Origin of the sequence: Streptomyces sp. NPDC093544, assembly GCF_040683495.1 — a bacterium.
In the GTDB taxonomy this organism is placed as follows: domain Bacteria; phylum Actinomycetota; class Actinomycetes; order Streptomycetales; family Streptomycetaceae; genus Streptomyces.
Map to the genome: position 1 here is coordinate 1 of NZ_JBFBEA010000050.1, position 26667 is coordinate 26667.

Annotated in this window: 23 protein-coding genes; 7 read left to right on the forward strand and 16 right to left on the reverse strand. The window is 71.3% G+C overall.

The genetic code is table 11. The annotated features are described in order from the left end of the window. Nucleotides 1–132: 132 nt before the first annotated feature. Nucleotides 133–822: a peptidoglycan recognition protein gene (locus AB0N66_RS40740; protein WP_365445515.1), complete on the reverse strand. Its 690-nt coding sequence runs from the start codon at nt 820–822 to the stop codon at nt 133–135. Between the two features lie 337 nt (nt 823–1159). Between AB0N66_RS40740 and AB0N66_RS40745 the strand changes: the two genes are divergently transcribed. Then, complete coding sequence (locus tag AB0N66_RS40745; RefSeq protein WP_365445444.1) at nt 1160–2344, forward strand: MarP family serine protease; 1185 nt, start codon at nt 1160–1162, stop codon at nt 2342–2344. Between the two features lie 46 nt (nt 2345–2390). On the opposite strand, the gene AB0N66_RS40750 is transcribed toward AB0N66_RS40745, so the two are convergent. Continuing rightward, the gene (locus AB0N66_RS40750) at nt 2391–2879 is read right to left on the reverse strand and encodes a GNAT family N-acetyltransferase (RefSeq protein ID WP_365445447.1); all 489 of its coding nucleotides are present in this window, start codon (nt 2877–2879) and stop codon (nt 2391–2393) included. Between the two features lie 70 nt (nt 2880–2949). On the opposite strand from AB0N66_RS40750, the gene AB0N66_RS40755 reads away from it, so the two are divergent. Both AB0N66_RS40755 and AB0N66_RS40760 read left to right on the forward strand, forming a co-directional pair. Beyond that, nucleotides 2950–3867, forward strand: a complete 918-nt coding sequence (locus tag AB0N66_RS40755; RefSeq protein WP_365445450.1) for a TIGR01777 family oxidoreductase — start codon at nt 2950–2952, stop codon at nt 3865–3867. A gap of 394 nt (nt 3868–4261) precedes the next feature. Then, nucleotides 4262–4504, forward strand: a complete 243-nt coding sequence (locus tag AB0N66_RS40760; protein WP_365445453.1) for a hypothetical protein — start codon at nt 4262–4264, stop codon at nt 4502–4504. 3 nt (nt 4505–4507) lie between these two features. On the opposite strand, the gene AB0N66_RS40765 is transcribed toward AB0N66_RS40760, so the two are convergent. The 4 genes from AB0N66_RS40765 to AB0N66_RS40780 form a co-directional block, all read right to left on the reverse strand. Further along, a complete protein-coding gene (locus AB0N66_RS40765) occupies nt 4508–5026 on the reverse strand; it encodes a DUF4240 domain-containing protein (protein ID WP_365445517.1) in 519 nt (172 codons plus the stop codon). A gap of 252 nt (nt 5027–5278) precedes the next feature. Next, entirely contained in the window at nt 5279–6250 is a 972-nt protein-coding gene (locus AB0N66_RS40770; protein ID WP_365445456.1) for a WYL domain-containing protein, read from the reverse strand. Nucleotides 6251–6333: 83 nt separating this feature from the next. After that, nucleotides 6334–9036 carry a pyruvate dehydrogenase (acetyl-transferring), homodimeric type gene (gene aceE, locus AB0N66_RS40775; RefSeq protein WP_365445459.1) on the reverse strand — a complete coding sequence of 901 codons (2703 nt, stop codon included), beginning with the start codon at nt 9034–9036 and terminating at the stop codon, nt 6334–6336. A gap of 270 nt (nt 9037–9306) precedes the next feature. After that, nucleotides 9307–9930 (reverse strand): GntR family transcriptional regulator, encoded by a 624-nt coding sequence (locus AB0N66_RS40780; RefSeq protein WP_365445462.1) that lies wholly within the window; start codon nt 9928–9930, stop codon nt 9307–9309. A gap of 279 nt (nt 9931–10209) precedes the next feature. Here AB0N66_RS40780 and AB0N66_RS40785 point away from each other — a divergent pair, with 279 nt between their 5' ends. Next, nucleotides 10210–10887 carry a hypothetical protein gene (locus tag AB0N66_RS40785; RefSeq protein WP_365445465.1) on the forward strand — a complete coding sequence of 226 codons (678 nt, stop codon included), beginning with the start codon at nt 10210–10212 and terminating at the stop codon, nt 10885–10887. A gap of 105 nt (nt 10888–10992) precedes the next feature. Here the strand turns inward: AB0N66_RS40785 and sucB are convergent, their stop codons facing one another. From sucB to AB0N66_RS40805, 4 genes are all read right to left on the reverse strand, one after another. Beyond that, nucleotides 10993–12789, reverse strand: coding sequence for a 2-oxoglutarate dehydrogenase, E2 component, dihydrolipoamide succinyltransferase (sucB, locus tag AB0N66_RS40790; RefSeq protein WP_365445467.1), 1797 nt, complete (start codon nt 12787–12789; stop codon nt 10993–10995). A gap of 106 nt (nt 12790–12895) precedes the next feature. After that, nucleotides 12896–14284: a dihydrolipoyl dehydrogenase gene (gene lpdA, locus AB0N66_RS40795; protein WP_365445470.1), complete on the reverse strand. Its 1389-nt coding sequence runs from the start codon at nt 14282–14284 to the stop codon at nt 12896–12898. Nucleotides 14285–14547: 263 nt separating this feature from the next. Next, on the reverse strand, nt 14548–16080 hold the full coding sequence (locus AB0N66_RS40800) for a leucyl aminopeptidase (RefSeq protein ID WP_365445473.1): 1533 nt from the start codon (nt 16078–16080) through the stop codon (nt 14548–14550). A 263-nt stretch (nt 16081–16343) separates the two neighbouring features. After that, nucleotides 16344–17126 (reverse strand): adenosylcobinamide-GDP ribazoletransferase, encoded by a 783-nt coding sequence (locus tag AB0N66_RS40805; RefSeq protein ID WP_365445476.1) that lies wholly within the window; start codon nt 17124–17126, stop codon nt 16344–16346. Nucleotides 17127–17197: 71 nt separating this feature from the next. Between AB0N66_RS40805 and AB0N66_RS40810 the strand changes: the two genes are divergently transcribed. Beyond that, on the forward strand, nt 17198–17965 hold the full coding sequence (locus tag AB0N66_RS40810) for a hypothetical protein (RefSeq protein ID WP_365445479.1): 768 nt from the start codon (nt 17198–17200) through the stop codon (nt 17963–17965). A gap of 51 nt (nt 17966–18016) precedes the next feature. Here the strand turns inward: AB0N66_RS40810 and AB0N66_RS40815 are convergent, their stop codons facing one another. Then, nucleotides 18017–19774, reverse strand: coding sequence for a phosphatidylglycerol lysyltransferase domain-containing protein (locus AB0N66_RS40815; RefSeq protein ID WP_365445482.1), 1758 nt, complete (start codon nt 19772–19774; stop codon nt 18017–18019). A gap of 132 nt (nt 19775–19906) precedes the next feature. Further along, on the reverse strand, nt 19907–21046 hold the full coding sequence (gene cobT, locus AB0N66_RS40820; protein ID WP_365445485.1) for a nicotinate-nucleotide--dimethylbenzimidazole phosphoribosyltransferase: 1140 nt from the start codon (nt 21044–21046) through the stop codon (nt 19907–19909). Between the two features lie 154 nt (nt 21047–21200). Here cobT and AB0N66_RS40825 point away from each other — a divergent pair, with 154 nt between their 5' ends. After that, nucleotides 21201–22274, forward strand: a complete 1074-nt coding sequence (locus tag AB0N66_RS40825) for a class I SAM-dependent methyltransferase (protein ID WP_365445488.1) — start codon at nt 21201–21203, stop codon at nt 22272–22274. A 71-nt stretch (nt 22275–22345) separates the two neighbouring features. Here the strand turns inward: AB0N66_RS40825 and AB0N66_RS40830 are convergent, their stop codons facing one another. After that, nucleotides 22346–23548, reverse strand: coding sequence for a bifunctional adenosylcobinamide kinase/adenosylcobinamide-phosphate guanylyltransferase (locus AB0N66_RS40830; protein ID WP_365445491.1), 1203 nt, complete (start codon nt 23546–23548; stop codon nt 22346–22348). Nucleotides 23549–23661: 113 nt separating this feature from the next. Here AB0N66_RS40830 and AB0N66_RS40835 point away from each other — a divergent pair, with 113 nt between their 5' ends. Further along, nucleotides 23662–23877 carry a hypothetical protein gene (locus AB0N66_RS40835; RefSeq protein WP_365445494.1) on the forward strand — a complete coding sequence of 72 codons (216 nt, stop codon included), beginning with the start codon at nt 23662–23664 and terminating at the stop codon, nt 23875–23877. A 130-nt stretch (nt 23878–24007) separates the two neighbouring features. Here AB0N66_RS40835 and AB0N66_RS40840 read toward each other — a convergent pair whose 3' ends face one another. The 3 genes from AB0N66_RS40840 to AB0N66_RS40850 form a co-directional block, all read right to left on the reverse strand. Next, nucleotides 24008–25090 carry a trypsin-like peptidase domain-containing protein gene (locus tag AB0N66_RS40840; RefSeq protein ID WP_365445497.1) on the reverse strand — a complete coding sequence of 361 codons (1083 nt, stop codon included), beginning with the start codon at nt 25088–25090 and terminating at the stop codon, nt 24008–24010. 63 nt (nt 25091–25153) lie between these two features. Continuing rightward, nucleotides 25154–25858: a methyltransferase domain-containing protein gene (locus tag AB0N66_RS40845; RefSeq protein WP_365445520.1), complete on the reverse strand. Its 705-nt coding sequence runs from the start codon at nt 25856–25858 to the stop codon at nt 25154–25156. Between the two features lie 80 nt (nt 25859–25938). Continuing rightward, nucleotides 25939–26565 carry a DUF3043 domain-containing protein gene (locus AB0N66_RS40850; RefSeq protein WP_365445523.1) on the reverse strand — a complete coding sequence of 209 codons (627 nt, stop codon included), beginning with the start codon at nt 26563–26565 and terminating at the stop codon, nt 25939–25941. Between the last annotated feature and the right edge of the window lie 102 nt (nt 26566–26667).

Consider the following 26667-nt stretch of genomic DNA (forward strand, 5'->3'; position numbering starts at 1 on the left):
GGCGTTTGAGGACGAGGCCGTTCAGGCCGACAGCGGGGGTCTGGGGGCGGCAGCCCCCAGGAACAAGGGACGGGTAGGGGCGGAGGGGGCGAAAAAACACCCCCGGCCCCCGCCCCCGGCCCGCGCCCCGGGTCACCGCCCCTGAAGGCGAGCCGCCAGCTCCCGTATCTCCGGAAGCCGGGCCGTCAGCGCGGCCCCCGGGCAGCTGGTCATGAACCCGTCGTTGTGCCCGGCAAGCGTGGGCAGCACGGCCGAAGTCCCGGCCGCGTACCGCGCGAGGTCGTTGCTGGACACGAGCCGCACCGTGGCCCGCGGATCGACATCGGACAGCCCCAGCTTCCACGCGGCAAGCGCGGCGATCGCATCCGTCATCGCCCGCGGCACCGGCGTCCCCGCCGTGAACGTACCGATGGCCGCGACCCCGGTGGTGCGATGGTTGAAGCCCTGCGCGTGCGCCCCGGTGACAGGCCGGTCGACACCCCCCGCACGGCCCTCGTAGATCGTCCCGCAGCGGTCGACGAGGAAGTTGTAGCCGATGTCGTCCCACTGCCGGGCGCCGGTCTGGCCGGCGTACAGATAGCGGATGATGCGGGGCGCGTCCGCGCAGGCGTATCCGTTCGGCGAGTCGGTGTGGTGGACGAAGACGGCGACGACCCGGTCGTCGTAGCGGGCGGGCGGCTGTTCGTGGGTGCTCTCGGCGTCCAGCCAGCGTGACCGCGGCACGATGGGCGGTCTGGCCGCGGGGTGGACCACGGCGGGCCTGGCCGCGACCGGCGACCGCGCGGCACTGTCTCCCGTACGGCCCACCCAGACGGCGCACATGACCAGCGCCAGGACGGCGACAAGCCCGGGAACGCAGGCGAGCAGGACAACAGCCGCCCGCGGCAGCGGTACCCCCCGTGCGGGAAGCAGGCGGCGCACCGCACGCCGCGCCCGCCCCCCGCCCCGTATTCGTTCCCCCCGCGTCTTCTGGAAGACACGCATGCCCTCACCCTGACCCGGATCCACGACCCCCGCGATGTGTGTTGTGCCACCCGGTGGAACGGAAGTGGAACCATCGGCCCGGTCCGGGACGTTTTTAGAGATCCAGGCACGCGTGCGTGCCTGATCACTGGGCCCGCGTCACGCGTACTAGGGGGCCCGAGAGAAAGGCGGCGCCGTGGACGTGCTCGACCTCCTGCTGTTGCTGGTGATCCTGGCCTACGCGGCGTCCGGCTACCGTCGCGGCCTGGTCGCCGGCTGTGTCTCGCTGGCCGGTTTCGTGGGCGGCGCCGTCATCGGCGTATGGGTGCTGCCCTGGATGATGGAGCTGGTGACGCCGGGGACACCCGGGGCGACAGTGACGGCTGTGCTGACGGTCCTCGTGCCGGCCGCGGTGGGCCACGAGCTGATGGGGAGGCTGGCGCTGAAGCTGCGCCGAGAGCTGGACCGCGGGCCGCTGCGGGTGGCCGACGGAGTCGGCGGGGCCGCGGCGAACACGGTGGCCGTGCTGCTGGTGGCGTGGGTGGCGGCGAGCGTCCTGGGTGCCTCCTCGTCCGCCGTCGTCACGCAGTCGATCCGCAACTCCGCGCTGCTGGGCGCCGTACAGGACACGATGCCGGAGACCACGCCGACCTGGTTCTCGCGTGCGACCTCGGCGCTCACCGAGGCGGGCTTCCCGCAGGTCTTCAACCCCTTCGAGAACGAGCCGGCGGCAGGCGTCGCGAAGCCCTCCGGGGACAGCGTCACGGCCGCCGCGACGGCCGCCGCCAAGCTGAGCACGGTAAAGGTCGAGGGCGTCTCGGGCAACCAGGGCCGCGAGGGCAGCGGCTTCGTGTACACGTCCGAGCACGTGATGACCAACGCCCATGTGGTGGCGGGCATCGACCAGCCGACCGTACGAGTGGGCGGCGTGAGCCGCGCGTACGAGGCGACGGTGGTGCTCTTCGACCCGCAGAAGGACGTCGCGGTCCTGTACGTCCCGGGACTCAAGGCGCCCGTACTGCCCTTCGACGACAGCGCCGAGCGCGGCGACTCGGCGGTTGTGGCGGGCTACCCGCAGGACGGTGGCCTCGACCTCCAGGCGGCCACGGTCGCGAGCCGGATCGACGCGACCGGCCAGAACATCTACAGCACGGGCACCGTCACCCGCGAGATCTACTCGATCCGCTCCACCGTCCGCCCCGGCAACTCAGGCGGCCCCCTCCTCACCACCGAGGGCAAGGTGTACGGAGTCGTCTTCGCCCGCTCCACCTCCGACGCCGAGACGGGTTACGTCCTGACGGCCGACGAGGTCGCCGCCGACGCCCGGCAGGCGGCGAACGCCACGGCGCCGGTGGACACGGGAGGTCTCATCTCCTCCTGAGGCCATCGCGCCCGCCGGGCCGTGGATCGCCGTGGGCCGCCGTGGGTCAGAGAGAACGCCCCATGAGTACGTCATCGACGTACCCGCCGTCGAGCAGGAACTCCTCCGGCAGGATTCCCTCCACCACGAACCCCTCGGACTCGTAGAGCTTCCGCGCCGGGGTGTTGTGCCCGAGGACACGCAGCGTGAGGCGCCGGGCCCCCTGCCGCCGGGCCTCCTCCCGCACGGCGCCCAGCAGCGCCCGCCCGACCCCGGCACCGCGCGCCTCGTCCGCGACGACGAGTCCCTGGATCTGGCGGACATGGGAGTTGCAGGGGAGCGGAGTGGGGAACCCCAGCCGGACGTAGCCGACGACGTCCCCGCCGATCTCGGCGACGAGATGATCCCGCGGGCCGAACCGCTCGTTGTAGAAGGGTTCGTACGGCGCACGCGGGCGCGGTGTGACGGCGTGCAGCGTGGACCAGGCGGCGCGGTCGAGTCGGCCGAGCGTGTCCTCGTCGTCGTAGGTGGCGAAACGTATATGCGGAACCGGCATGAGGATCACTGTACGGCGGCCGTACGGGCCCCTTACGGTGATTTTCCGGCCGGCGCGGCAGGATGGACCCATGAGCGAATCACCCCTTGCCCCCGGTTCCCGCGTCGCGATCGCCGGTGCGTCCGGCCTGATCGGTTCGGCGCTGACGCGCTCCCTCACCTCGGACGGACACGAGGTGATCCGCCTCGTCCGCCGCGCGCCCGGCGGGAAGGACGAGGTCCAGTGGGATCCCGAGAATCAACGGGTCGACACCGCGCGGCTGGAGGGGTGCGCGGCGGTGGTCAATCTCGCGGGGGCCGGCGTCGCTTCGCGGTACTGGACGGCGGCGTACAAGGAGAAGATCCGGCGTAGCCGGGTGCTCGGCACGACGACGCTGGCCGACGCGGTCGCCTCGCTCGACTCGCCGCCACGGGTCTTCGTCAACGGCAGTGCGATCGGGTTCTACGGGGACACCGGTGATCGGGCGGTGGACGAGTCGGCGCCGGCCGGGGGCGGCTTCCTCCCCTCTGTCTGCGTGGAGTGGGAGGGGGCGACGGCCGCGGCCCAGGAGGCGGGTGTCCGCACGGTCTTCGCCCGTACCGGGCTGGTGGTGGCCCGCAAGGGCGGGGCCTGGGGGAAGCTCATCCCGCTCTTCAAGGCGGGGCTCGGCGGGCGGCTGGGGTCCGGCGGCCAGTACTGGAGCTTCGTCTCGCTGCACGACGAGGTGGCGGCGATCCGGCATCTGATCGACACCGAGTCGCTGTCGGGTCCGTTCAACCTGACGGCGCCGGAACCTCTCACCAACCGTGAGATCACCGAGGCGATGGGGCGCGTCCTGCACCGGCCCACCATCTTCGCGACCCCGGCGCCCGTTCTGCGCCTCGCCCTGGGCGACATGTCCAGCGACATCCTCGGGAGCCAGCGCGTCCTCCCGACCCGGCTGCTCGAATCGGGGTTCAGCTTCGCGTTCCCGACGATCGAGGGGGCGCTGCGGGCGGCGCTGCGCTGAGGACGGGTTTTCGCCCCCTCCGCCCCTACCCGTCCCTTGTTCCTGGGGGCTGCCGCCCCCAGACCCCCGCTGTCGGCCTGAACGGCCTCGTCCTCAAGCGCCGGACGGGCTGAAACGGCGGCCCCTGTGGGTGGGTGGGGGATCGGGACGGCACTGGCTCGTCCTCAAGCGCCGGACGGGCTGGATCGGCGGCTCCTGTGGGTGGGTGGGGGATTGGGATCGCACTGCCTTGTCCTCGAACGTCGGGCGGGCTGGAAGACTTCCCCCGGCCGGTGTGTGAACACCCGCAGTCGGAGCTGTAGTTCAGAGCCACAGTCATGCCGCAGGTGGTTCACAGATTTCCCAGAGCCGGGCCTCCTACCGTTGCCGTACGCACTGACTGGAGGTGGGGAGCATGATCAGCAGCAGTCGTAGGGAGCGGGAGACCCCGGAGAAAGGGGCCGACTGGGCCCGGGCCGTGCGCGGGCCGTGGACGGTGCTCTGCGCGGTGGTGACGGTTGTTCTGGGACCGGCCGCGATCACGGCGTCCGCCCTCGACCAGGCCAACGCCGCACCGATGTACCACGCGGTGAAGGTCGAGCAGACGCAGGCGTACATCCCGTCGGACCCGGGCCGCCGGAAGACCATGGCGACCTGAGGTTCAGCCCTTGAACCGTTCCCACAGCTTGGGATAGCGCTCCGCGAGGGCCGACTCGTTCTCGAAGTCGAGCGGTGTGCCCTCCGGCTCGGGCGGCGCGGGCGGAATGCCCAGATCCGGCGCGACGACGCCGGTGAGCTGTTCGTATGCCTCGTCCGCCGCGTAGCCCAGTTCCTCGCCGTCGCCGTCGATCTCGTCGTCGAAGTCGTCCACGAGGTCGGCGAGGGAGTCCGGGTCGTGCACCGCGCCCTCGAAGACCTCCCGGCCCTGGCCGATCAGCCAGCACCGGAAGAAGTCGAAGGCGTCGTCACTGGCGCCGTCCAGCAGCACCCAGGCGGCGCCCCACAGATCCCAGCGGTAGGCGCGGTTGTAGCGGTACTCGAAGTGCCGGGCGAAGTCCAGGACCGAGTCCGGGTCCAACTGGATGAGCCGTTCGATGAGCAGGTCGGCCTGCTCGTCGGGGTCGCCCTCGGCGGCCTCACGGGTCGCGTCCACCAGCTCCCAGAACTCCGTCTCGTCCATCACGGGTCAAGCATCGGGCCTGGAGGGGAGGGACGCACGCCGGGTGCCGCAGATTGTTATGCGTGCACATGCCGAAGGTAAAACCACCGGGTTCGTGCGGTTTTCGAGGACGCCTTGTCGGATGGCCGAGACGGGCGGGTGGGAGGCCCGTCGCGGAGCGGCGGAGAAGGGTGCTGGGGGAGCGGGGCGAGTCGGGTGGATGGGTGGGACAGCCGCCGCGGAGCGGCGGGGATCGGTGCCCAGGACGGGCGGTCACCGGTACAGAGCGGCCAGCCGAGCCGCGTCCCCCGCGAAGCGGTCCCGCAGCGCCGCCGGGGAAAGTATCTCCACCTCCGGCCCGAGCCCCATGAGCTGGGTATGGGCAACCTCTTCGGACTCGACGCCGAGGGTGAGAGTCACCCAGCCGCTGTCGTCGGGTGTGCCACCGGCGGACAGTGCCTCCCGCACGGACGTGGGATCGACGACGTACGGAAGTCTCCGCACGCCCACCGGAGACAGCCGTACGACGACCTCCGCCCGCAGGATGGACCGGGCGAACTCCTCGGCCCGCTCCGTCCAGAATCCCGGCAGGTCGAAGTCCTCGTCCCGGCTGAAGCGGTCCTCGGGGCCGTCCACCGCCGTGAACCGGTCGATCCGGTACACCCGGAAGGTCCCGGCCTCCGGAACCCGCGCGCACAGGTACCAGACGCCAGCCTTCAGCACGAGCCCGTACGGCTCCAGCTCCCGTTCCGCCTCGGCCACCCCGCGCCGGTAGCGCGCGGTGATCCGCCGGTCGTCCCACACCGCGTCCGCGACCGCGGGCAGCAGCTCGGGCGCCTTGGGCTCGCTGAACCAGGCGGGCGCGTCCAGATGGAACCGCTGAGCGGCCGTCCGTGAGGCGTCCCGCAGGGAGGGAAGCAGCGCCGCGGACACCTTCAGCCGGGCCGCCGAGGCCGCGTCCTCCAGGCCCATCTCGCGCAGCGCCCCCGGCACCCCGCTCAGGAACAGCGCCTCCGCCTCGCCGCGCGCCAGCCCCGTCAGCCGGGTCCGGTAGCCCCCGACCAGCCGGTACCCGCCGGTCCTGCCCCGGTCCGCGTACACCGGGACCCCCGCCTCCGACAGAGCCTGCGCATCCCGGGTGACCGTCCGTTCGGACACCTCCAGCTCCCGCGCCAGCTCGGCGGCGGTCATCGACGGCCGCGACTGGAGCAGCAGCACCATCTTGATCAGGCGGGCAGCGCGCATACGTCCATGATGCCGGGCCCCACCGACAGCGAAGGGGCACGGCAGCAGCCGTACCCCTTCACACCAAGTCAGACGGTCAGGCCCTACAGGCCGTACCGCTCCCGCGCTTCCTTCACCGCCGTGGCCTTGACCTCGCCACGCCGTGCGAGCTGCGCCAGCGCCGCGACGACGATCGACTCCGCGTCGACGCCGAAGTGGCGGCGGGCGGCGTCACGGGTGTCGGACAGACCGAAGCCGTCGGCACCGAGCGAGGAGTAGTCCTGCTCGACCCACTGCGCGATCTGGTCCGGGACCTGGCGCATGTAGTCGGAGACCGCGAGGACCGGGCCCTCGGCGCCGTGCAGCGCCTGGCGGACGAACGGCACACGCTCATCGCCGCGCAGCAGCGCCGCGTCCGCGTCCAGGGCGTCACGCCGCAGCTCGGTCCAGGAGGTCGCGGACCACACGTCGGCGGCCACGCCCCACTCCTCGGCCAGCAGCTTCTGCGCCGCGAGGGTCCAGTGGATCGCCGTACCGGAGCCGATGAGCTGGATGCGCGCGGCGTTGGCGGCCGGGGACAGCCCCGCCGACTCGGCCGTGTTGAAGCGGTACAGGCCCTTGACGATGCCCTCGTCGATACCGAGTCCGGCCGGTTTGGCGGGCTGCGGGATCGGCTCGTTGTAGACCGTCAGGTAGTAGAAGACGTTCGGGTCCTCGCCGGGCGCCGCCTCGCCGTACATGCGGCGCAGACCGTCCTTGACGATCGCCGCGACCTCGTAGGCGAACGCCGGGTCGTACGACATCGCCGCCGGGTTGGTCGCCGCGATGACGGGGGAGTGGCCGTCGGCGTGCTGCAGGCCCTCGCCCGTCAGCGTGGTGCGGCCGGCCGTGGCGCCGACCAGGAAGCCGCGGCCGAGCTGGTCGCCGAGCTGCCACATCTGGTCGGCCGTGCGCTGCCAGCCGAACATCGAGTAGAAGATGTAGAAGGGGATCATCGCTTCGCCGTGCGTCGAGTACGACGTCGACGCGGCGATGAAGTCCGCCATGGAACCGGCCTCGGTGATCCCCTCGTTGAGGATCTGACCGTCCTTGGCCTCCTTGTAGTACATCAGCTGGTCGCGGTCGACCGGCTCGTACGTCTGGCCCTTGGGCGAGTAGATGCCGAGGGACGGGAAGAGCGACTCCATGCCGAAGGTGCGCGCCTCGTCGGGGACGATCGGCACCCAGCGCTTACCGGTCTGCTTGTCGCGGACCAGGTCCTTCACGAGACGGACGAACGCCATCGTCGTCGCCACGTTCTGCGAGCCGGAACCCTTGTCGAAGGACGTGAACGTCTTGTCGGCGGGGGCGGGCAGCGGAGCGAGCGCGTGTGTACGGCGGGCCGGGGCAGGGCCGCCGAGGGCCGCACGGCGCTCCTGGAGGTAACGGACCTCGGGAGCGTCGGCGCCCGGGTGGCCGTAAGGAACGACACCGTCCACGAACTGGCTGTCGGAGATGGGCAGTTCGAGCAGGTCACGCATCTGCTTGAACTCGTCCACCGTCAGCTTCTTCATCTGGTGGTTGGCGTTCTTCGACGCGAAGCCCGCGCCGAGCGTGTGGCCCTTGACCGTCTGGGCCAGGATCACGGTGGGCACGCCCTTGTGCTCGACGGCCGCCTTGTAGGCCGCGTACACCTTGCGCGCCTCGTGACCACCGCGCGAGAGGTGGAAACACTCGAGGATCTTGTCGTCGCTCAGCAGCTTCGCCATCTCGACGAGCGCCGGGTCCTTGCCGAAGAAGTCCTGGCGGATGTAGGCGGCGTCGCGGGTCTGGTACGTCTGCACCTGGGCGTCCGGTACCTCGCGCAGCCGGCGTACGAGCGCGCCGGTGGTGTCGAGCTGGATCAGCTCGTCCCAGGCATTGCCCCACAGCGACTTGATGACATTCCAGCCGGCACCGCGGAACTGGGCCTCCAGCTCCTGCACGATCTTGAAGTTGGCGCGGACCGGGCCGTCGAGGCGCTGCAGGTTGCAGTTGATGACGAAGGTCAGGTTGTCGAGGCCTTCGCGCGAGGCCAGCGCGAGTGCTGCCGTCGACTCGGGCTCGTCCATCTCGCCGTCACCGAGGAACGCCCACACGTGGGAGGCGGACACGTCCTTGATGTTGCGGTTGGTGAGGTAGCGGTTGAAGCGCGCCTGGTAGATCGCGGAGAGCGGGCCGAGGCCCATGGACACCGTCGGGAACTCCCACAGCCAGGGGAGGCGGCGCGGGTGCGGGTACGAGGGCAGGCCCTCGCCCCCGGACTCCCGGCGGAAGTGGTCGAGGTGGTGCTCGGTCAGCCGGCCGTCGAGGAAGGCGCGGGCGTAGATGCCGGGGGAGGCGTGGCCCTGGATGTAGAGCTGGTCACCCGAGCCGTCCCCCTCCTTGCCCTTGAAGAAGTGGTTGAAGCCCGTCTCGTAGAGCCAGGCCGCGGAGGCGAAGGTGGCGATGTGGCCGCCTACGCCGTATTTGCTGCCTCGTGTCACCATCGCGGCCGCGTTCCAGCGGTTCCACGCGGTGATCCGGTCCTCCATCGCCTGGTCGCCGTCCGCGACGGGTTCGGCGGCGGTGGGGATGGTGTTGACGTAGTCGGTCTCAAGCAGCTTGGGCAGCGCGAGGCCGTTGCCCTCGGCGCGCTCCAGTGTGCGGCGCATCAGATACGCGGCACGGTGCGGCCCGGCCGCCTTGGTGACGGCGTCCAGGGAGGCCTGCCATTCGGCGGTCTCCTCGGGGTCGCGGTCCGGGAGCTGATCGAGCTCGCTCGGCTGGATTGCGGTGGGGTCGGTCATTGCGCCGCCTTCCGGATGCGGAGGGGGGTTCCCTCGTCGGTAAGGGGTTTTCGGGTGCCCTTGATGTCTTTGGCAGGACAGGGCGGCGGGCTCTGGTAGAAGCCCGGGGAGACTCTAACTCCCTGATCGATGATCGATCAAAGAGTTCCAGGCAAAACCTCTCTCCATCGAGAAAGTCGGCACGGGGTGCCTTCGAGGCAGGCACGGGGTGCCTTGGATTCAAAGGGTTTTCCCAGGTGAGCGCGGGTGCGCTCCGCTGTGTTCGGCGTCTCAGGCGCGCGGCGCGCAGCCCAGCACATGCGCCTTCACGAGGTCGGAGATCAGCGGATCCCGGCGGCGGAAGGCGTCCACGAGAGCCTCGTGCTCCTCCGCGTACGACTGCTGTACGGTCCCCAGCCAGCGGATGGACAGGGCCGTGAACACCTCGATGCCCAGACCCTCCCAGGTGTGCAGGAGGACCGAGTTCCCGGCGGCCCGCACCAGCTCCCGGTGGAAGGCGACGGTGTGCCGCACCTGGCCGGTGCCGTCGGCCAGCCGGTCGGCCTCGTAGAGCGCCGTGACGTGCGGTTCCAGGGCCGAGCAGTCCTGGGCGAGCCGCTCGGCCGCCAGCTCCGCCGCGATGGCCTCCAGGCCGGCCCGTACGGGATAGCTCTCCTCCAGGTCGGCGGCGGTCAGGTTCCTCACCCGTACGCCCTTGTTGGGCGCCGACTCGATCAGCCGCAGCGACTCCAGCTCGCGCAGCGCCTCCCGAACCGGCGTCTGGCTGACCTCCAGCTCGGTGGCGATCCGCCGCTCCACGATCCGCTCGCCCGGCTTCCAGCGCCCGCTGACGATCCCCTCCACGATGTGCTCGCGGATCTGTTCGCGCAGCGAGTGGATGACGGGCGCGGTCATGAGGGCTCCTTTGCAGGGGGCGTGCCGGCCCCTGTGGGCGTTTGACGTTTAGACAATAAGGCCGCGCCCCTGTCGAGGAGAGGCGCACAGGGGCGCTTTCACGCAGGTGAGACGAGACTTACACGCTGGCAGAGCGGGCGCCTTTGTAAAGACCCGTACCGGGTGCGGTGCGGAGGCGTCACGTCCGTGTCACCCCGTGAACTCGCGGGGCTCGCACGGCGTGGGGGTCGGCACAGGGGTCGCCGTCAGGGGCACCCCTGGGTGCGTCAGGGGGATGACATGAACGAGCGCGGGCTTCGCTGGGTGATGGCGGCAGGGGTGGCAGGGCTGATCGTGAGCTTGACGGGATGCCGGCAGACGGCCACGGGGGCGGCGGAGCCGAGCGGCGGTACACGGACCGAGAGCTCCGCCTCGGCCCTTGCCGGCATGGCGGGGCAGCAGTCCGCGGGCTCCGCCGGCGCATGCGTCTTCGTCAAGCCGGACGGCGCGCAGAAGTTCGGGCACGTGGGCTGGGGCTTCCGGATCACGGGCACCAATCGCTGGGTCTACGGCGCGGTGGAGAACCCGTCCGGCAAGCTCTACACGCCGCCCGGCGGCGACATCGGCGCCTGGCACGCGGAGGGCACGTACACCCGCATGCTCAGCGACATGTCCCGGGACGCCTACTACCCGGGCAGGTCGGAGCACCCGTACAGCCGCTACCGCTGCACCGGTTCCGCGAAGAGCGATGTGCAGGCCGCCCGGGCCATGATCCGCGAGGTCGAGGGGCGCGGCTTCCTCGTCGGCCGGGACCCCAAGACCGGGAAGCTCAGCTCGTGGGACTGCCTCGACGCCACGTACGACGTCCTCAAGGCGTACCGGACGCAGCGGCTGACGCGGGCGGCGAAGCTGTCGATCCCGAATGTGTGGGTGGAGACGCTGTGGGGCTGGTCCGACAAGACGCTCAAGCCGCGCTAGGGATTGTCGGGCAGGCAAGCCGCGCCAGGGATTGTCGGGCAGGCCCCGGCAACGCGATGCCCCCGCCCGGAAGTTCCGGACGGGGGCATCGCACAAGCGGTGTGGCTACAGGCCGAGCTCGACCTCGAACTCGCCCGCCTCCAGGATCGCCTTGACCGCGGTCAGGTAACGGGCCGCGTCGGCGCCGTCCACCAGACGGTGGTCGTAGGAGAGCGTCAGGTACGTCATGTCGCGGACGCCGATGACAGTGCCCTCTTCCGTCTCGATGACGGCCGGACGCTTGACGGTGGCACCGATGCCCAGGATCGCGACCTGGTTCGGCGGCACGATGATCGTGTCGAAGAGCGCGCCGCGCGAGCCGGTGTTGGAGATGGTGAAGGTCGCGCCGGACAGCTCGTCCGGTGTGATCTTGTTCGCCCGGACCTTGCCCGCCAGCTCGGCGGTGGCCTTGGCGATACCGGCGATGTTCAGGTCGCCCGCGTGCTTGATGACCGGGGTCATCAGGCCCTTCTCGGAGTCCACCGCGATACCGACGTTCTCGGTGTCGAAGTAGGTGATCGTGCCCTCTTCGACGTTGATCCGGGCGTTGACGGCCGGGTGGGCCTTCAGCGCCTGGGCCGCCGCCTTGACGTAGAACGGCATCGGGGAGAGCTTGACGCCCTCGCGGGCCGCGAAGGAGTCCTTCGCCTTCCCGCGGAGCCTCATCAGGCGGGTGACGTCGACCTCGACGACCGAGGACAGCTGGGCCTGCTCGTGCAGGGCCTTCACCATGTTGTCGCCGATGACCTTGCGGATGCGAGGCATCTTGACGGTCTGGCCGCGGAGCGGAGAGACCTCCAGGGTCGGCGTCTTCCTGGCGGCGGAGGCGGCCGGGGCAGCAGCGGCCGGAGCCGGAGCGGCGGCGGCCTTCTTCGCGGCCTCGGCGGCGGCGATGACGTCCTGCTTGCGGATACGACCGCCGACGCCGGTGCCCTTGACGGTGCCCAGGTCGACGCCGTTCTCGGCGGCGAGCTTGCGCACCAGCGGGGTCACGTACGCGCCGTCGTCACCGGAGGTCGCGGCGGGCGCCGGGGCCGGGGTGACGGGGGCGGGCGCGGCCTTCGCGGGCGCCGGAGCGGCGGCCTTGACCGGAGCCGGAGCCGGAGCGGCAGCGGCCGGAGCAGCGGGGGCCGGAGCCGGGGCGGCAGGCGCGACCGGAGCCGGGGCGGGAGCCGCGGGGGCGGCCGGGGCAGCGGCAGCCGGAGCGGCCGGAGCTGCCGGGGCGGCCGCGGCCGGAGCCGAGCCGGGAGCGCCGACGACGGCCAGCTTGGCGCCGACCTCAGCGGTCTCGTCCTCGCCGACCACGATCTCCAGCAGTACGCCGGCGACGGGCGACGGGATCTCGGTGTCGACCTTGTCCGTGGAGACCTCGAGCAGCGGCTCGTCCTCCGCGACCTCCTCGCCGACCTCCTTCAGCCAGCGGGTGACGGTGCCCTCGGTGACCGACTCGCCCAGTGCGGGCAGTACGACGTCGGTACCGGAGGCGCCACCTGCCGGAGCGGCGGGGGCGGCGGCGGGGGCCGGAGCGGGGGCGGCCGGAGCCGCGGGGGCCTCGGCGACGGGGGCCGGAGCGGCCGCGGGAGCGGGCTCCGCGGCCGGAGCCGGGGCGGCCGCGGGCGCACCCGTGCCGTCGTCGATGACGGCCAGCTCGGCGCCGACCTCCACCGTCTCGTCCTCGGCGACCTTGATGGAGGCGAGCACACCGGCGACGGGCGAGGGGATCTCGGTGTCGACCTTGTCGGTCGACACCTCCAGCAGCGGCTCGTCGGCTTCGACGCGCTCGCCCTCGGCCTTCAGCCAGCGGGTGACAGTGCCCTCGGTGACGCTCTCACCGAGCGCCGGAAGGGTTACGGAAACCGCCATGGTTTCGGTTGCTCCTTAACGATGGTGCGGAAGTCTGTGGTCGTCGCGCCCAGGTGCGACGCGGTGACTGACGTACGGCCGGTGACTGATGTACAGCCGGGGCCGGTCAGTCGTGCGAGTGCAGCGGCTTGCCCGCGAGGGCCAGGTGGGCCTCGCCGAGCGCCTCGTTCTGCGTCGGGTGCGCGTGGATGAGCTGCGCGACCTCGGACGGCAGCGCCTCCCAGTTGTAGATCAGCTGGGCTTCGCCGACCTGCTCGCCCATACGGTCACCGACCATGTGGACGCCGACCACCGCACCGTCCTTCACCTGGACGAGCTTGATCTCGCCCGAGGTGTTGAGGATCTTGCTCTTGCCGTTGCCCGCGAGGTTGTACTTCAGAGCGACGACCTTGTCCGCGCCGTAGATCTCCTTGGCCTTGGCCTCGGTGATACCCACGGAGGCGACCTCCGGGTGGCAGTACGTCACCCGGGGGACACCGTCGTAGTCGATCGGAACGGTCTTGAGACCGGCCAGACGCTCCGCCACCAGGATGCCCTCGGCGAAGCCGACGTGCGCGAGCTGGAGCGTCGGGACCAGGTCACCGACGGCGGAGATGGTCGGGACGTTCGTGCGCATGTACTCGTCGACCAGGACGTAGCCGCGGTCGAGCGCGACACCCTGCTCCTCGTAGCCCAGACCGGCCGAGACCGGACCGCGGCCGACGGCGACGAGCAGCAGCTCGGCCTCGAACTCCTTGCCGTCGGCGAGGGTGACCTTGACACCGTTCTGGGTGTACTCGACCTTCGAGAAGAAGGTGCCCAGGTTGAACTTGATGCCACGCTTGCGGAACGCGCGCTCAAGAAGCTTGGAGGAGTTCTCGTCCTCGACCGGAACGAGGTGCTTGAGTCCCTCGATCACCGTCACGTCGGTGCCGAAGGACTTCCACGCGGAGGCGAACTCGACGCCGATGACGCCGCCGCCGAGCACGATCGCGGACTGCGGGACGCGGCCCAGGACCAGCGCGTGGTCGGAAGAGATGATGCGGTTGCCGTCGATCTCCAGGCCCGGCAGCGACTTCGGCACGGAGCCGGTCGCCAGAAGCACGTGGCGGCCCTGGATGCGCTGGCCGTTCACGTCGACCGAGGTCGGGGAGGAGAGACGGCCCTCACCCTCGATGTACGTCACCTTGCGGGAGGCGATCAGCCCCTGCAGACCCTTGTACAGGCCCGCGATGACGCCGTCCTTGTACTTGTGGACGGCCTCGATGTCGATGCCCTCGAAGGTGGCCTTGACGCCGAACTGCTCGCTCTCGCGGGCCTGGTCGGCGATCTCGCCCGCGTGCAGCAGTGCCTTGGTGGGGATGCAGCCATTGTGCAGGCAGGTACCGCCGACCTTGCCCTTCTCGATCAGGGCGACGTCCAGGCCCAGCTGAGCCCCGCGGAGCGCCGCGGCGTAACCGCCGCTACCGCCACCGAGAATCACTAGGTCGAAAACGGTGCTGGCGTCGTTCGCCACGTCACGTCCTCCATGCATGTGCGCCGTACGCCGGTCAACTGCGACCGGGCGGCGGCTGGTGTGGCCGCTCTTTCTCCGGCCCTGTGGTGGGGGCCCTGTCCTGCCGAGAACCCATCTTCGCACTTGTCGGGGGCGAGCGAGACGCCGGGCCGGTGTGTGACTCGTCCCACCTGGTTCGCCAAGGGCTCGCCAAGGGTTCGTCAAGGGGACAAAACGGCCCCGGGGTGACTTGTCACCCCGGGGCCGCCTTTCACGCGACCGACCTAGCCGAGATCGCCCGCGGCGGTCAGCTCGGCAAGACGCACCAGCGTCCGCACCGCCGACCCCGTACCGCCCTTGGGGGTGTAGCCGAAGGGGCCGGACTCGTTGAAGGCGGGGCCCGCGATGTCCAGGTGCGCCCAGGTGATGCCCTCACCCACGAACTCGCGCAGGAAGAGACCGGCCACCAGGCCGCCACCCATCCGCTCACCCATGTTGGCGATGTCGGCGGTGGGCGAGTCCATCCCCTTGCGCAGGTGCTCGGGCAGCGGCATCGGCCAGGACTCCTCGCCGACCTCCTCCGCGGCCTCCACGATCGACGCACGGAACGCGTCGTCGTTCGCCATGACACCGAACGTGCGGTTGCCGAGCGCCAGCACCATCGCCCCCGTCAGCGTCGCCACGTCGACGATCGCGTCCGGCTTCTCCTCGGACGCCTTCCACAGCGCGTCGCCGAGGACGAGACGGCCCTCGGCGTCGGTGTTGAGGACCTCGACGGTCTTGCCGCTGTACATGCGCAGCACATCACCGGGGCGGGTCGCGGAACCGGAGGGCATGTTCTCGGCCAGCGCGAGCCAGCCGGTGACGTTGACCTCAAGACCCAGGCGCGCGGCGGCGACCACGGCCGCGAAGACCGCCGCCGCACCGCTCATGTCGCACTTCATCGTCTCGTTGTGCCCGGCGGGCTTGAGGGAGATGCCGCCGGAGTCGTAGGTGATGCCCTTGCCGACGAAGGCGAGGTGCTTCGTCGCCTTGGCGGAGGTGTACGACAGCTTCACCAGGCGGGGACCGGCGGCCGAGCCCTTGCCGACGCCGAGGATGCCGCCGAAGCCGCCCTTTTCGAGCGCCTTCTCGTCGAGCACCTGCACCTTGATGCCGTGCTCCTTGCCGGCCGCGCTGACGACGGCGGCGAAGGACTCGGGGTTGAGGTCGTTCGGCGGGGTGTTGATGAGGTCGCGGGCGCGGTTGAGCTCCTCGGTCACGGCGGTGGCGCGCGCGATGGCGGCCTTGTACGCCGCGTCGCGGGGCTTGCCGCCGATGAGGGCGACCTCGGCGAGCGGGGCCTTGCCGTTCTTGGCGCCGTTGCCGTTCTCCTTGTACGCGTCGAAGACGTACGCGCCGAGGCGAGCGCCCTCGGCGACGGCACCGGCGTCGGCGGCGTCGGTGATCGGCAGGGCGAACGCGGCCTTCTTGGCACCGGCGAGGGCGCGGGCGGCGGCACCGGCCGCGCGGCGCAGCGCCTCGGCGCCGTACGTGTCGTCCTTCTCCGGGACCGCTCCCAGACCGACGGCCACGACGACCGGGGCCTTGAAACCTGAGGGCGCGGGCAGCTTCGTCACCTCGCCCTCGGCCCCTGAGGCACCGAGAGTCTCCAGGATGCCGGCGAGCCCGCCGTCGTACGCCTTGTCCACGGCCTCGGCGCCCGGTGCGACGACCAGTCCCCCTGACTTGGATGCAGGGCCCTTCGCGACACCGACGACGATGGCGTCGGCCCGCAGACCGGACGCTGCGGCGGTGCTGAGAGTGAGAGCAGTCACGGTGGTGAAATCTCGCTTCCGTTGAAATTGCTGCGGCCGAATGAGGGTGGGTCGACCGGGCCCGGCAATCGACCCTGGGTCCGGCCCTGAGGGCGGGCCTCACCGGGGCAGGGCAAGTGCCGGTGCCGAGCCTACGCTCGGGGCAGGGTCCAACTCATACCGGCGGGTGTTCACCGCAGAGTCGCGGCGATGTCGATCTTCCGCCGCTCGCTCCCGGTGATATCGGACGCACTGTCCGTGTCGTTCCTGGTGGGGAACCGGGTTCAGCCGAGTGACAGCACCACGAGCGCTGTCGTGGCCGCCGTCTCGGCCAGGCCGCCGAAAACGTCGCCGGTGATCCCGCCGAAGCGGCGCGCGCAGTGGCGCAGCAGCAGTTCGGCGGCGGCGCAGGCGGCGAGCACCGCGAGCGCGGTGCGCACGAGGTCGTACGTCCCGAGGAGCGCCCCCGCGCCGGCCGCCGCGGCGGTGACGACGGCCGCCACCAGCAGGGCCCCGCGTAGCGGCACCGTGCCCGCGACCGCCGCGCCCAGACCCTCGGGGCGTGCGGGTGGCACTCCGGTGCGGGCGGCCAGGGTGAGCGCGAGGCGGGCCGCGGTCGCCGAGACGACGGCAGCGAGCACGCCCCGGGCCCAGGAGTCGTCGTACGCCTGGAAGAGTGCGGCCACTTGGGCGAGCAGTACGAAGAGCAGGGTGATCACGCCGAACGGGCCGATGTCCGACTGCTTCATGATCCGCAGCGCGTCCTCGGCGGGCTTGCCGCTGCCGAGGCCGTCCGCGGTGTCGGCGAGCCCGTCCAGGTGCAGACCGCGGGTGAGTGCGGCCGGTACGGCGGCGGTGGCCACGGCGGCAAGGAGCGGGCCCACGCCCATCGCGAGCAGCGCCACGCCCACCAGGGCCGCGCCCGCTCCGACGACCAGCCCGGCCAGCGGCGCGCACAGCATCCCGCCGCGCGCGGCCTCGCGGTCCCAGCGGGTCACCGTCACGGGGAGCACGGTGAGGGTGCCGAAGGCGAAGCGCAGGCCGTCGGAGAGAGGGGTCTTGGACACCGGCGCAGGTTATCCGGCCATACGAGGAGCGCCTGCGGCGGCGGGCGACGGTCGTGGATAAAGTGCGCAATATGGGTCATTGGTTGCACCGGAACATCGTCGAGCCCGGGAAACTGCCGCTTCTGCTGGCGCTCGCCTCGTTCGTGCTGACCTTTGTGATCACCCGGGTCATCGTCCGGCTGATCCGGGCGGGCAAGGGCCCGTTCGGCAACGTGAAGGCGGGCGGTCTGCACATCCACCATGTCGTCCCGGGCGTCGTACTCACGGTGATCGGCGGTTTCGGGGCGGTGGCCAGCGGCCGGCACGGCTTCGGGGCGGCCGCTTTCGCCGTGGTGTTCGGGATCGGCACGGGCCTGGTGCTCGACGAGTTCGCGCTGATCCTGCATCTCGACGACGTCTACTGGACCGAGGAGGGGCGCAAGAGCGTCGAGGTGGTCGTGGTCACGGCGGCCCTTGTGGGTCTGATGCTCGGCGGTTTCCTGCCGTTCGGCGTCAACGACCTCAGCCAGGGGGAACTCCAGGACCGCGGCGGCGTGGTCCTGAGCATCCTCGTGAACTTCGCCTTCGCCCTGCTCGCCCTCGGCAAGGGCAAGGCCCGGATGGCGATTTTCGGCGTCGTCGTCCCGTTCGTCGCGCTCGTCGGCGCGATCCGGCTGGCCCGCCCCGGCTCGCCCTGGGCCAAGCGCTTCTACCGTCGCAGGCCGCGCGCCCGGGCGAAATCCACCCTGCGCGCCTACCACCACGACCGCCGCTGGGCGGGCCCCCGCCGCACGCTTCAGGACTGGATCGGCGGCAAACCGGACCCCGAGCCCGTCCACTCCCTGCCCGGCGGCCGGTGACGCGCCGCGCCCCATCCGGCCCAGCGGGCCCACCGGTTCATCCCTGCGTACTCACCTCCGTGACTCCAGGTGCTTGCGGTGCAGCCATTTCGGCAGGCCCGGCGCTTCCAGGAACCCCTCGGCGCGCGCGGACGCGACGCCGATGCGCAGCAGGTCCGCGCTCTTCTCGAAGAGCAGGAACCGCGGCTCCCAGATGGGCCGGTACTTGGCGTTGGCGCGGTACAGCGACTCGATCTGCCACCAGCGGGAGAAGAAGCTGAGCAGGGAGCGCCACAGCCGCAGCACCGGCCCCGCGCCGAGGCGCGCGCCGCGTTCGAAGACCGAGCGGAACATGGCGAAGTTGAGCGAGACCTGGGTGATGCCGATCTCCTGGGCGCGGCTCAGGAGATCGATCACCATGAACTCCATCAGCCCGTTCTCGGCGTCGCGGTCACGCCGCATGAGGTCGAGGGAGAGCCCGTGGGGCCCCCACGGCACGAAGGACAGCACGGCTCTCAACTCGCCTTCCCCGTCAGCGCATTCGAGCATCACGCACTGCCCGTCGCCGGGGTCGCCGAGCCGTCCGAGGGCCATGCTGAACCCGCGCTCGGTGGCCCCGTCGCGCCAGTCGTCGGCGCGCTTCAGGAGGTACGCCATCTCGTCGGCCGGGATGTCCTGGTGACGCCGGATCCGCACCTCGTACCCGGCGCGCTTGACCCGGTTGTAGGCCTGCCGGACGGTACGCATGGCCCGTCCGTCGAGTGTGAACTCGGCGGTCTCCACGATGGCTTCGTCGCCGAGTTCGAGGGCGTCCAGACCGTGCCGGGCATAGACGGTGCCCGCCTCCTCGCTCGCGCCCATCACCGCCGGGATCCAGCCGTGCTCGCGCGCCTCGGTGAGCCAGGGCTCGATGGCGCCGGGCCACGCCTCCAGGTCGCCGATGGGGTCGCCGGAGGCCAGCGAGACTCCGCCGAGTACGCGGTAGACGACCGCCGCCTTGCCGGTCGGCGACCAGACCGCGCTCTTCTCGCGGCGCAGCGCGAAGTAGCCCAGCGAGTCCCGGTCGCCGTATCGGTCGAGCAGCGCCCGCAACCGCGCCTCGTCGTCCTCGGTGAGCGGGTCGAGGGCGCGGCGGGAGCGGAAGGCCGCGTAGAAGACAGCGAGGATCAGCAGGGTGCTGAGCACGTTGATGGTGACGTCGACCCAGTTGGGGGTGGTGATGCCGGGGAAGCCGGCGTCGTCGGCGGCGACCGAGACGAGGCGCAGGAGGCCGTAGCGCCAGCGGGCCAGAAAGGTCGAACGGTGCGCGTCGTGGGCGTGGTTGGTGACCGTCACCAGGAGCGCGGCGAGCAGTGAGGTGACCAGCAGTCCGCCGATCCCGACGGCCGCGGCCAGCTTGGGGTTCGACCGGTCGCCCTTGGCGTAGAACTCCCGGCGGCCGACGACGAGCGACGCCACGAAAGCCGCTGTCAGGACGAACGAGATCCAGTTCTGCGGGTACCGCCGGATCTCGGGGAACGCCAGCGCGAAGGCGAACAGCAGCAGGAACAGCACGCTGAGGATGAGGTTCAGGATCCACGCGGCCCGCTTGCGCCGACGCATGGTGATCGCCAGGAACATCGTGAAGACGCCGGACGCGAATCCCGCCGTCAGCAGATACGGGGTGAAGTAGTTCTCGGTGTTGTGCCGTCGGAGGTCCTGCCCGAGGGAGACCCACACAGCGCTCAGAAAGTTCACGAACGTGACGACACGCAAGTACCAGACCGCGAAGGCGGCGGCCCGCGGGGCGGCGCCCCGCCCACGCTCGGCGTCAATTCGGGCATATCCCATAGAGGGGGATGATATGGGGCGTCGAGTGGGCTGGAGTCAGCCCCTCCGGCGTTTGAGGAGCGGGGTCTGGGGCGGAGCCCCAGGAGGAAGGGACGGGTAGGGGCGGAGGGGGCCGAAAACCCCCTGCCTCGGCTACTCCGCTTCCTTCTCCTGACTGCCGGAGAGCTCTTCCTGATCGAAGCCCTCTTCCTGCTCGGAGTCCGCTTCCTGGACGGCGGTCTCCGGCGACGGCTTCTCCGGAAGATCCGCCGCCAGCGCGGCCGCCGCCTGGACGAGGGGGAGCGCGAGTAGCGCGCCCGCACCCTCGCCGACCGTGACCCCATGGTCGAGCAGGGGCTCCAGGGCCATCCGGTCCAGGGCCTTCGCCTGGGCCGGCTCCCCGCTGTTCTGGCCCGCCAGCCACCAGTCCGGCGCCCGGAAGGCGACCCGCTGCCCGACCAGGGCAGCGGCGGCCGCGACGACCCCGTCGAGGATCACCGGCATCTTCCGCACCGCGCTCTGCAACAGGAACCCGGTCATCGCCGCGAGATCGGCCCCGCCGACCACCGCGAGCAGCTGCAGCTGATCCCCGAGCACCGGCCGGGCCCGCCGCAGGGCGTCCCGCACGGCGGCGCACTTGCGCATCCACGCGAGGTCGTCGATGGCGAGTCCGCCCCGCCCGGTGACCACGGACGCGTCGGTCCCGCACAACGCGGCCACCAGCACCGCGGCCACCGTGGTCCCGCCGACGCTGATGTCGCCGAGCACCACGAGATCCGTACCGGAGTCCGCCTCCTCGTCCGCGACGGCGACCCCGGCGAGGAACGCCGCCTCGGCCTCCTCCGGCGTCAGCGCGTCCTCCACGTCGATACGGCCCGAACCGCGTCGCACCCGATGCCGTACGACCTCGTCGGGCAGCCCCTGCGGCGCGCTGTCCAGCGCCATGTCGACCACACGCACCGGAACGCCGAGCCGGCGGGCGAGGATCGACGCCGGGCTCGCACCCTCGAGGACCGACCGCACCAACTGGTCGGCGCTGCCCGCGGGCCGTGCCGACACGCCGAGTGCGGCGATCCCGTGGTCGCCCGCGAACAGCACCGCTCGCGGGTGCGCGATCGGCCGTACCGGCACCACGCCCTGCGCCGCCGCCAGCCACTCACCGAGGTCGTCGAGGCGGCCCAGTGCTCCGGGCGGCACGATCTGGCGCTCCCGCCGCGCCTCGGCGTCTCGGCGGACGCCTCCGTCGGGGCGCTCGATCAGATCGGTGAAGTCGTCGAGATTAAGCGAGCTCATTCGCCGAACAGTACCGGCACCGATCGAACACGTCCGCGCCACGTCGGTGCACCGGAGATCGCCCTTTAATACGTACCTTTTATGTCGGATTGTCGTGCGGCTCGTCGTCTCCCACAGGAGCAAGTCGTCCCCCACAGGAGCAACAGGAGCGCTCATGCCCCCCACCCCGCAGTCGACCGCAGAACGCCGGGCCGCCTGGCTGAGCGAACTCGCCCAGGGCACCGACCGGTTCCATGAACCGCGCCGGGACGACTGCCCCTGGTGCGGCTCGAAGCGGCTGCGCACCCGGCTCCGTACGCCGGACCTGCGGCAGCGCAAACCCGGCACCTTCGTCGTCGACGAGTGCGGGGACTGCGCCCACGCCTTCCAGAACCCCCGGCTGACCGCGGAAGGGGTGGCCTTCTACCACCGGGACTACCGCCCCGACCCCCAGGCCGAGGCATCCGAAGGACTCGCCGACCGCATCCTCGCCGCCCGCGCCGGACGCGGACGCCACCTGGCCGCCGCCCGCGCGATGCTGCCCCACCCCGAGCCGGAGAGCTGGCTCGACGTCGGCACCGGGCACGGGCACTTCCCGGCGGTGGCCAAGGAGCTCCACCCGTACACCGCCTTCGACGGCCTCGACCCCACCCGGCGCGTCGAGAAGGCGCGGGCCGCCGGGCGGGTGGAAGAGGCGCACCGCGGCCGGCTCACCGACCCGGAGATCGCCGAGCGGCTGCGCTCCCGCTACGACGTCGTCAGCATGTTCCACCACCTGGAGCACACCCCCGACCCGCGCGAGGAACTGCGCGCCGCTCTGACGGTGCTGCGCCCCGGCGGGCACCTCCTCGTCGAAGTCCCGGACCCCGACTGCGCGTTCGGCGCGCTGCTCGGCAAGTGGTGGGTGTCGTACGGCCAGCCGCGCCACCTCCATCTGATGCCGCTGCCCAACCTGCTGGCGGAGCTCGAATCGCTCGGCTGCGAGATCGTCTCGACGGACCGCCGGGAACCGCACATCCCGTACGACCTCTCAGGCGCCGTCGCCCTGGCCCTCAGCCGCGTCCTGCCCGGCCTCGACGCCCCGTGGCGTCCCGCGCCGCCCACCGCGCTGCAACGCCGCCTCCGCACGGCCCTGACCCGCGCGTCCGTCCCCCTGCTGGCCTCGGCCGCCGCCCTGGACCACACGCTCGCCCCACTCTTCCGCCGCACCCGCTTCTCCAACGCGTACCGCATCATCGCCCGGCGTTGAGGCTTTACACCGCTCCGCGGCGCGCCCCTCACCCACTCCGTGGTCCCGGCATCCGGCCGCTCCGCGACCCATCACCCCCGCAGCGCGAGAGCCTGCCCCGCCACCACCAGCAGCACGTGCTCGCATTCCGCCCCGAACCCCGCGTTCAACCGCCCCAGCTCGTCCCGGTAGCGCCGGCCCGAAGCCGTGGCCGGCACGATCCCCGACCCGACCTCATTGGAGACGGCGACAACCGTGCGGCGCGTCCGTCGCACGGCGGACGTCAGTTCCTCCACCCGGGCCCGCAGCGCACGCTCCCCGCCGCCGGACCACTCCGCGTCGTCCCAGGCGTTCACGGAGTCCATCGCGTCGGTCAGCCACAGGGAGAGGCAGTCGATGAGCAGAGGGGGGCCGTCCACCTCCAGGAGGGGGACGAGGTCGCAGGTCTCGGTGGTGCGCCAGGAGCCGGGGCGCCGCTCGCGGTGGGCGTGCACGCGCGACGCCCACTCGTTGTCCCCGTTGCGACAGCCGCCCGTCGCGACGTACAGAACGTCCGGGAAGGCCTCAAGGCGGCGCTCCGCCTCCACCGACTTGCCGGAGCGCGCGCCGCCGAGCACGAGGGTGCGGCGCGGTACGTCGGGGACGTCCTCGTAGACACCCACGTCCAGCGTCGTCCCGTCCGGCACGGCCCGCGCGCCGGCCGCCGCGAGGCGCCGCCGCAGTTCGCCGCCCGGCGGTACGTCGTGGTCGAGATGCACCGCGATCACGTCCGTCGCCGGGCCGACGGCGCCCACCGCGCGCAGTTTCGCGAGGCCGTCCGGTCGCCCCACGACATCGGCGAGCACCATGTCGTACGCCGGGTCGCCCTTCACGTCGAGGCCGGCGGGCGCCGCGCCGGGCGGCAGATACAGCAGCCGCTGCCCGTCGGGTCCGGTCACGGCGTACCCCGTGCCGGGCGCGTCCATCGGCACCGCCCGCACCCGGTGCCCGGTCAGCAGCGCCAACTCCCGCCCGTCGGGCACCCGGCCGGGCTGCGGCAGCCCGGCCGGCACCTCGACCGCGGGGCCGTCGTGCGGGTGCGAGAGCAGTACCTGCCGTACGCCGCCCAGTGAGTGTCCGGCGCGGGCGGCCGCGAACGCCGCGCCGGGGGTGAGGTCGAGCAGCAGCGTGCCGTCCACGAGCAGCGAGGTCGCCGCCCGCGCGTGCTCGCCGAGCGCGGTCGCGCAGGCCGCGCAGGGGCAGTCGGGGCGGGGCAGGCCCGCGGGGGCGCCGGTGCCGAGCAGAGTCAGTTCCACGGAGATGATTTTCGCGTGTCCCCGCAGGTCTTGCCCGTCCGACTAGGCTTCGGGCAGGAGTCGGATCTTGTCCGGCTTCCGCTGTGCAGTGTGCTCATATCTGGGAGGCGTACATGGCGGCATGGACGTGGCGGTTCGAGAAGGCCGACGGGACAGAGGTCCAACCCGTGGTGCAGCCCGAGGAGTTCACCACACAGGGGGACGCCGAGTCCTGGATCGGCGAGGTGTGGAAGGAGCTCCTGGAGGGCGGCGCGGACCAGGTGTTCCTCTTCGAGGACAGCACGCAGATCTATGGGCCGATGAGCCTCCAGGCGGCTTCGGAGGCGTAGGCCGGTCGGGGTCGCCGGGCCTGCGCGCCGCTTCGGCGGCGTAGGCAGGCCGCGGTGGCGACGGGTGCCGGGGCGCGCTGCCCCGGCACCCCGCGTGTCTTCTGCCTTACTGCTCTACTGCTCTACTGCTCTACTGCTCGCCCAACGTCACATCCACCGTCTTCTCGCTCCCGCCCCTCGTGTACGTCACCGCCGCCTTGTCGCCCGGCTTCTCGGCGGCGAGCGCCTCGGAGAGCGAGGTGATCGTGGTGATGTCGGTGTCCCCGAGCTTGGTGATGATGTCGCCGGGCTCGATGCCCGCCTTGTCGGCCGCGCCGCCGCTCTTCACCGCGACCACGGCGACCCCCGCGGCCTCGATGTCGTCGTCGACGACCGTACGGGCCGTGACGCCGAGGGCGGCCCGGCCCGAGTCGGTGACCTTGCCGTCCTTGATGATCTGGTCGGCGACCTTCGTCACCATCGACGCGGGGATCGCGAAGCCGATACCGGGTGCCGTGCCGCCTCCGAGGTCGGGGTCGGTCGCGGCGAGCGTGGGAATGCCGATGATCTGACCGTTGAGATTGACCAGTGCGCCGCCGCTGTTGCCCGGGTTGATCGCCGCCGAGGTCTGCACCATGTTCGCGATGGTCGCGCCGGTCCCGCCGCTGCTGCTGCCCTCGCTGACGGTGCGTCCGGTCGCCGACACGATGCCCTGCGTCACGCTGGACGACAGCCCGAGCGGTGACCCCATCGCCAGCACGATCTGGCCGACCTCGACCTTCGAGGAGTCCCCGAAGGACGCCGCCTTCAGCCCGTCCGGCACCTTGTCCAGCTTGATGACGGCGAGATCCTGCTCCGGGTAGGCGTACACGAGGGTCGCCGTCTGCTCGTCCTCGTTGTTGGCGGTCGTGACCTTGAACGTCTTCTCGTCACCGACCACGTGCGCGTTGGTGACGATGTGCCCGTTGTCGTCATACACGACCCCGGACCCCAGATCACTGCTGGCCTGGATCTGCACCACCGACGGCAGCACGTCCTTGATCACCTTCAGGTAGTCGTCCTGGAGGTCACTGGACGCGGCCGGGGCCGCCGCCTGCGTCGTCGTGCCGTCCTTCGCTGGTGAGGACCCGGAACCGGACGAGCAGCCGGAGAGCAGGACGGCGGAGCAGGCGAGCACCGTCAGGGGAACGTACAGACGAACGCGGGCGCGAGCACGGTTACGGGAAGCATCCATGCCCGAAGTGTCCCTTTGGGGGGCTCGGCCCGACCTGCGGTGCGCACCCGAACGGGTCGGTGGTCAGCCCCGCACTCCGCACAGGTGCAGCAACGCCGCCACCTGACGATACGGATCGGTCCGCCCGGCCCGCTCCTCAGCGGCCAGGAGACTGTCCAGGTCCGCGGGTACGGAGGCCGAGTCGGTCACGGTGTCCGTGAAGACCCGCACGCCGTACCAGGCGTGCAGGGGCGCGCCGATCCCGGCGAGAGTCGACGTGAGTGTGGAGAGCCGGTCGGCGCGTACGGCGAGACCGAGCCGGTTGGTGTACGCGGTGGTGTCGAAGGCCGTCGCCGCCGCCACCCAGTCCCCGGACAGCCCGGGCCGCATGGCCAGCGCGTCGGCGTTCCGTACGAGCAGGGAGAGCAGCCCGCCGGGGGCCAGCATCCGAGCCAGGCCCGCCAGCAGCGGATCGGGCTCCTGTACGTACATCAGTACGCCGTGGCACAGCACCACGTCGAAGCTTCCCGGCAGGAAGTGGACACCCGTCTCGCGCCCGTCGCCCTCGATGAGGCGTACCCGCCCCTGGATGCCCTCGGGCTCGGCGGCCAGCGCTTCCCGGGCCACGGCGAGCATCTTCGCGTCCTGTTCGAGGCCGGTCACCTGATGCCCGGCCCGGGCCAGCCGCAGCGCCTGCGTGCCCTGGCCCATCCCGACGTCGAGCACCCGCAGGCGTTGCCCGACGGGAAACCGCCCGGCTATCTGCTCGTCGAGCTGCCGGGCGACCAGCTCCTGTCGTACGACATCACGCAGTCCGCCCAGCTTGCTCAGCCAGGCATCCACCGCGCCCCCGGAGAAAGAAGCCGCGCTCAGGGCCGCTCTCCGCGCTTGACCTGCGGCTTCGGCAGCCGGAGTCGACGCATCTGGAGGGTGCGCATCAGCGCGTAGGGGACCGCGCCCTTCTTGGGCAGGTCGGGGTAGCGGGTGGCCAGCTGCTTCTTCAGACGGATCGCGATGCCGACCGAGTCGACCACGATCATCAGGATGACCACGAGCCACAGCAGCAGCGCGATGTTCTGCAGCGAGCCCACCTGCACCATGCTCAGCACGAGGATGACCACGGCGAGCGGCAGGAAGAACTCGGCGATGCAGAACCGCGAGTCCACGAAATCGCGAGCGAACTTCCGCACCGGCCCTTTGTCACGGGCGGGCAGATAGCGCTCGTCACCACTGGCCAGCGCCGCGCGCTGCCGCTCCATCGCGGAGCGGCGGTCGTCGCGCTGCCGCTTGGACGCCTCCTTGCGCGTCGTCGGCGTATTCGCCACGCTCCGACGCTGGGTCTGGGCCTCACTGCGCTTGGGCGTGGGGCGGCCCTTGGGGGCCTGCGGATCACGGGTCTGCTTGGAGTCGGTCACGCCCGCCTTGTCGGCGGTGGCCTTCTCTTCCTTGGCGCGGCTACGAAACACAAAACCCAAGGGTACGCGGTGTGCGCGCATGGACATCGTTCGAGTGGGGAACGATCCGGCAACACCGTACGTCTGTACTGGGAAAGTACTGGGACAGAGGGGACGTTGCGCACGGTTTCGCCGGGTGGGCCC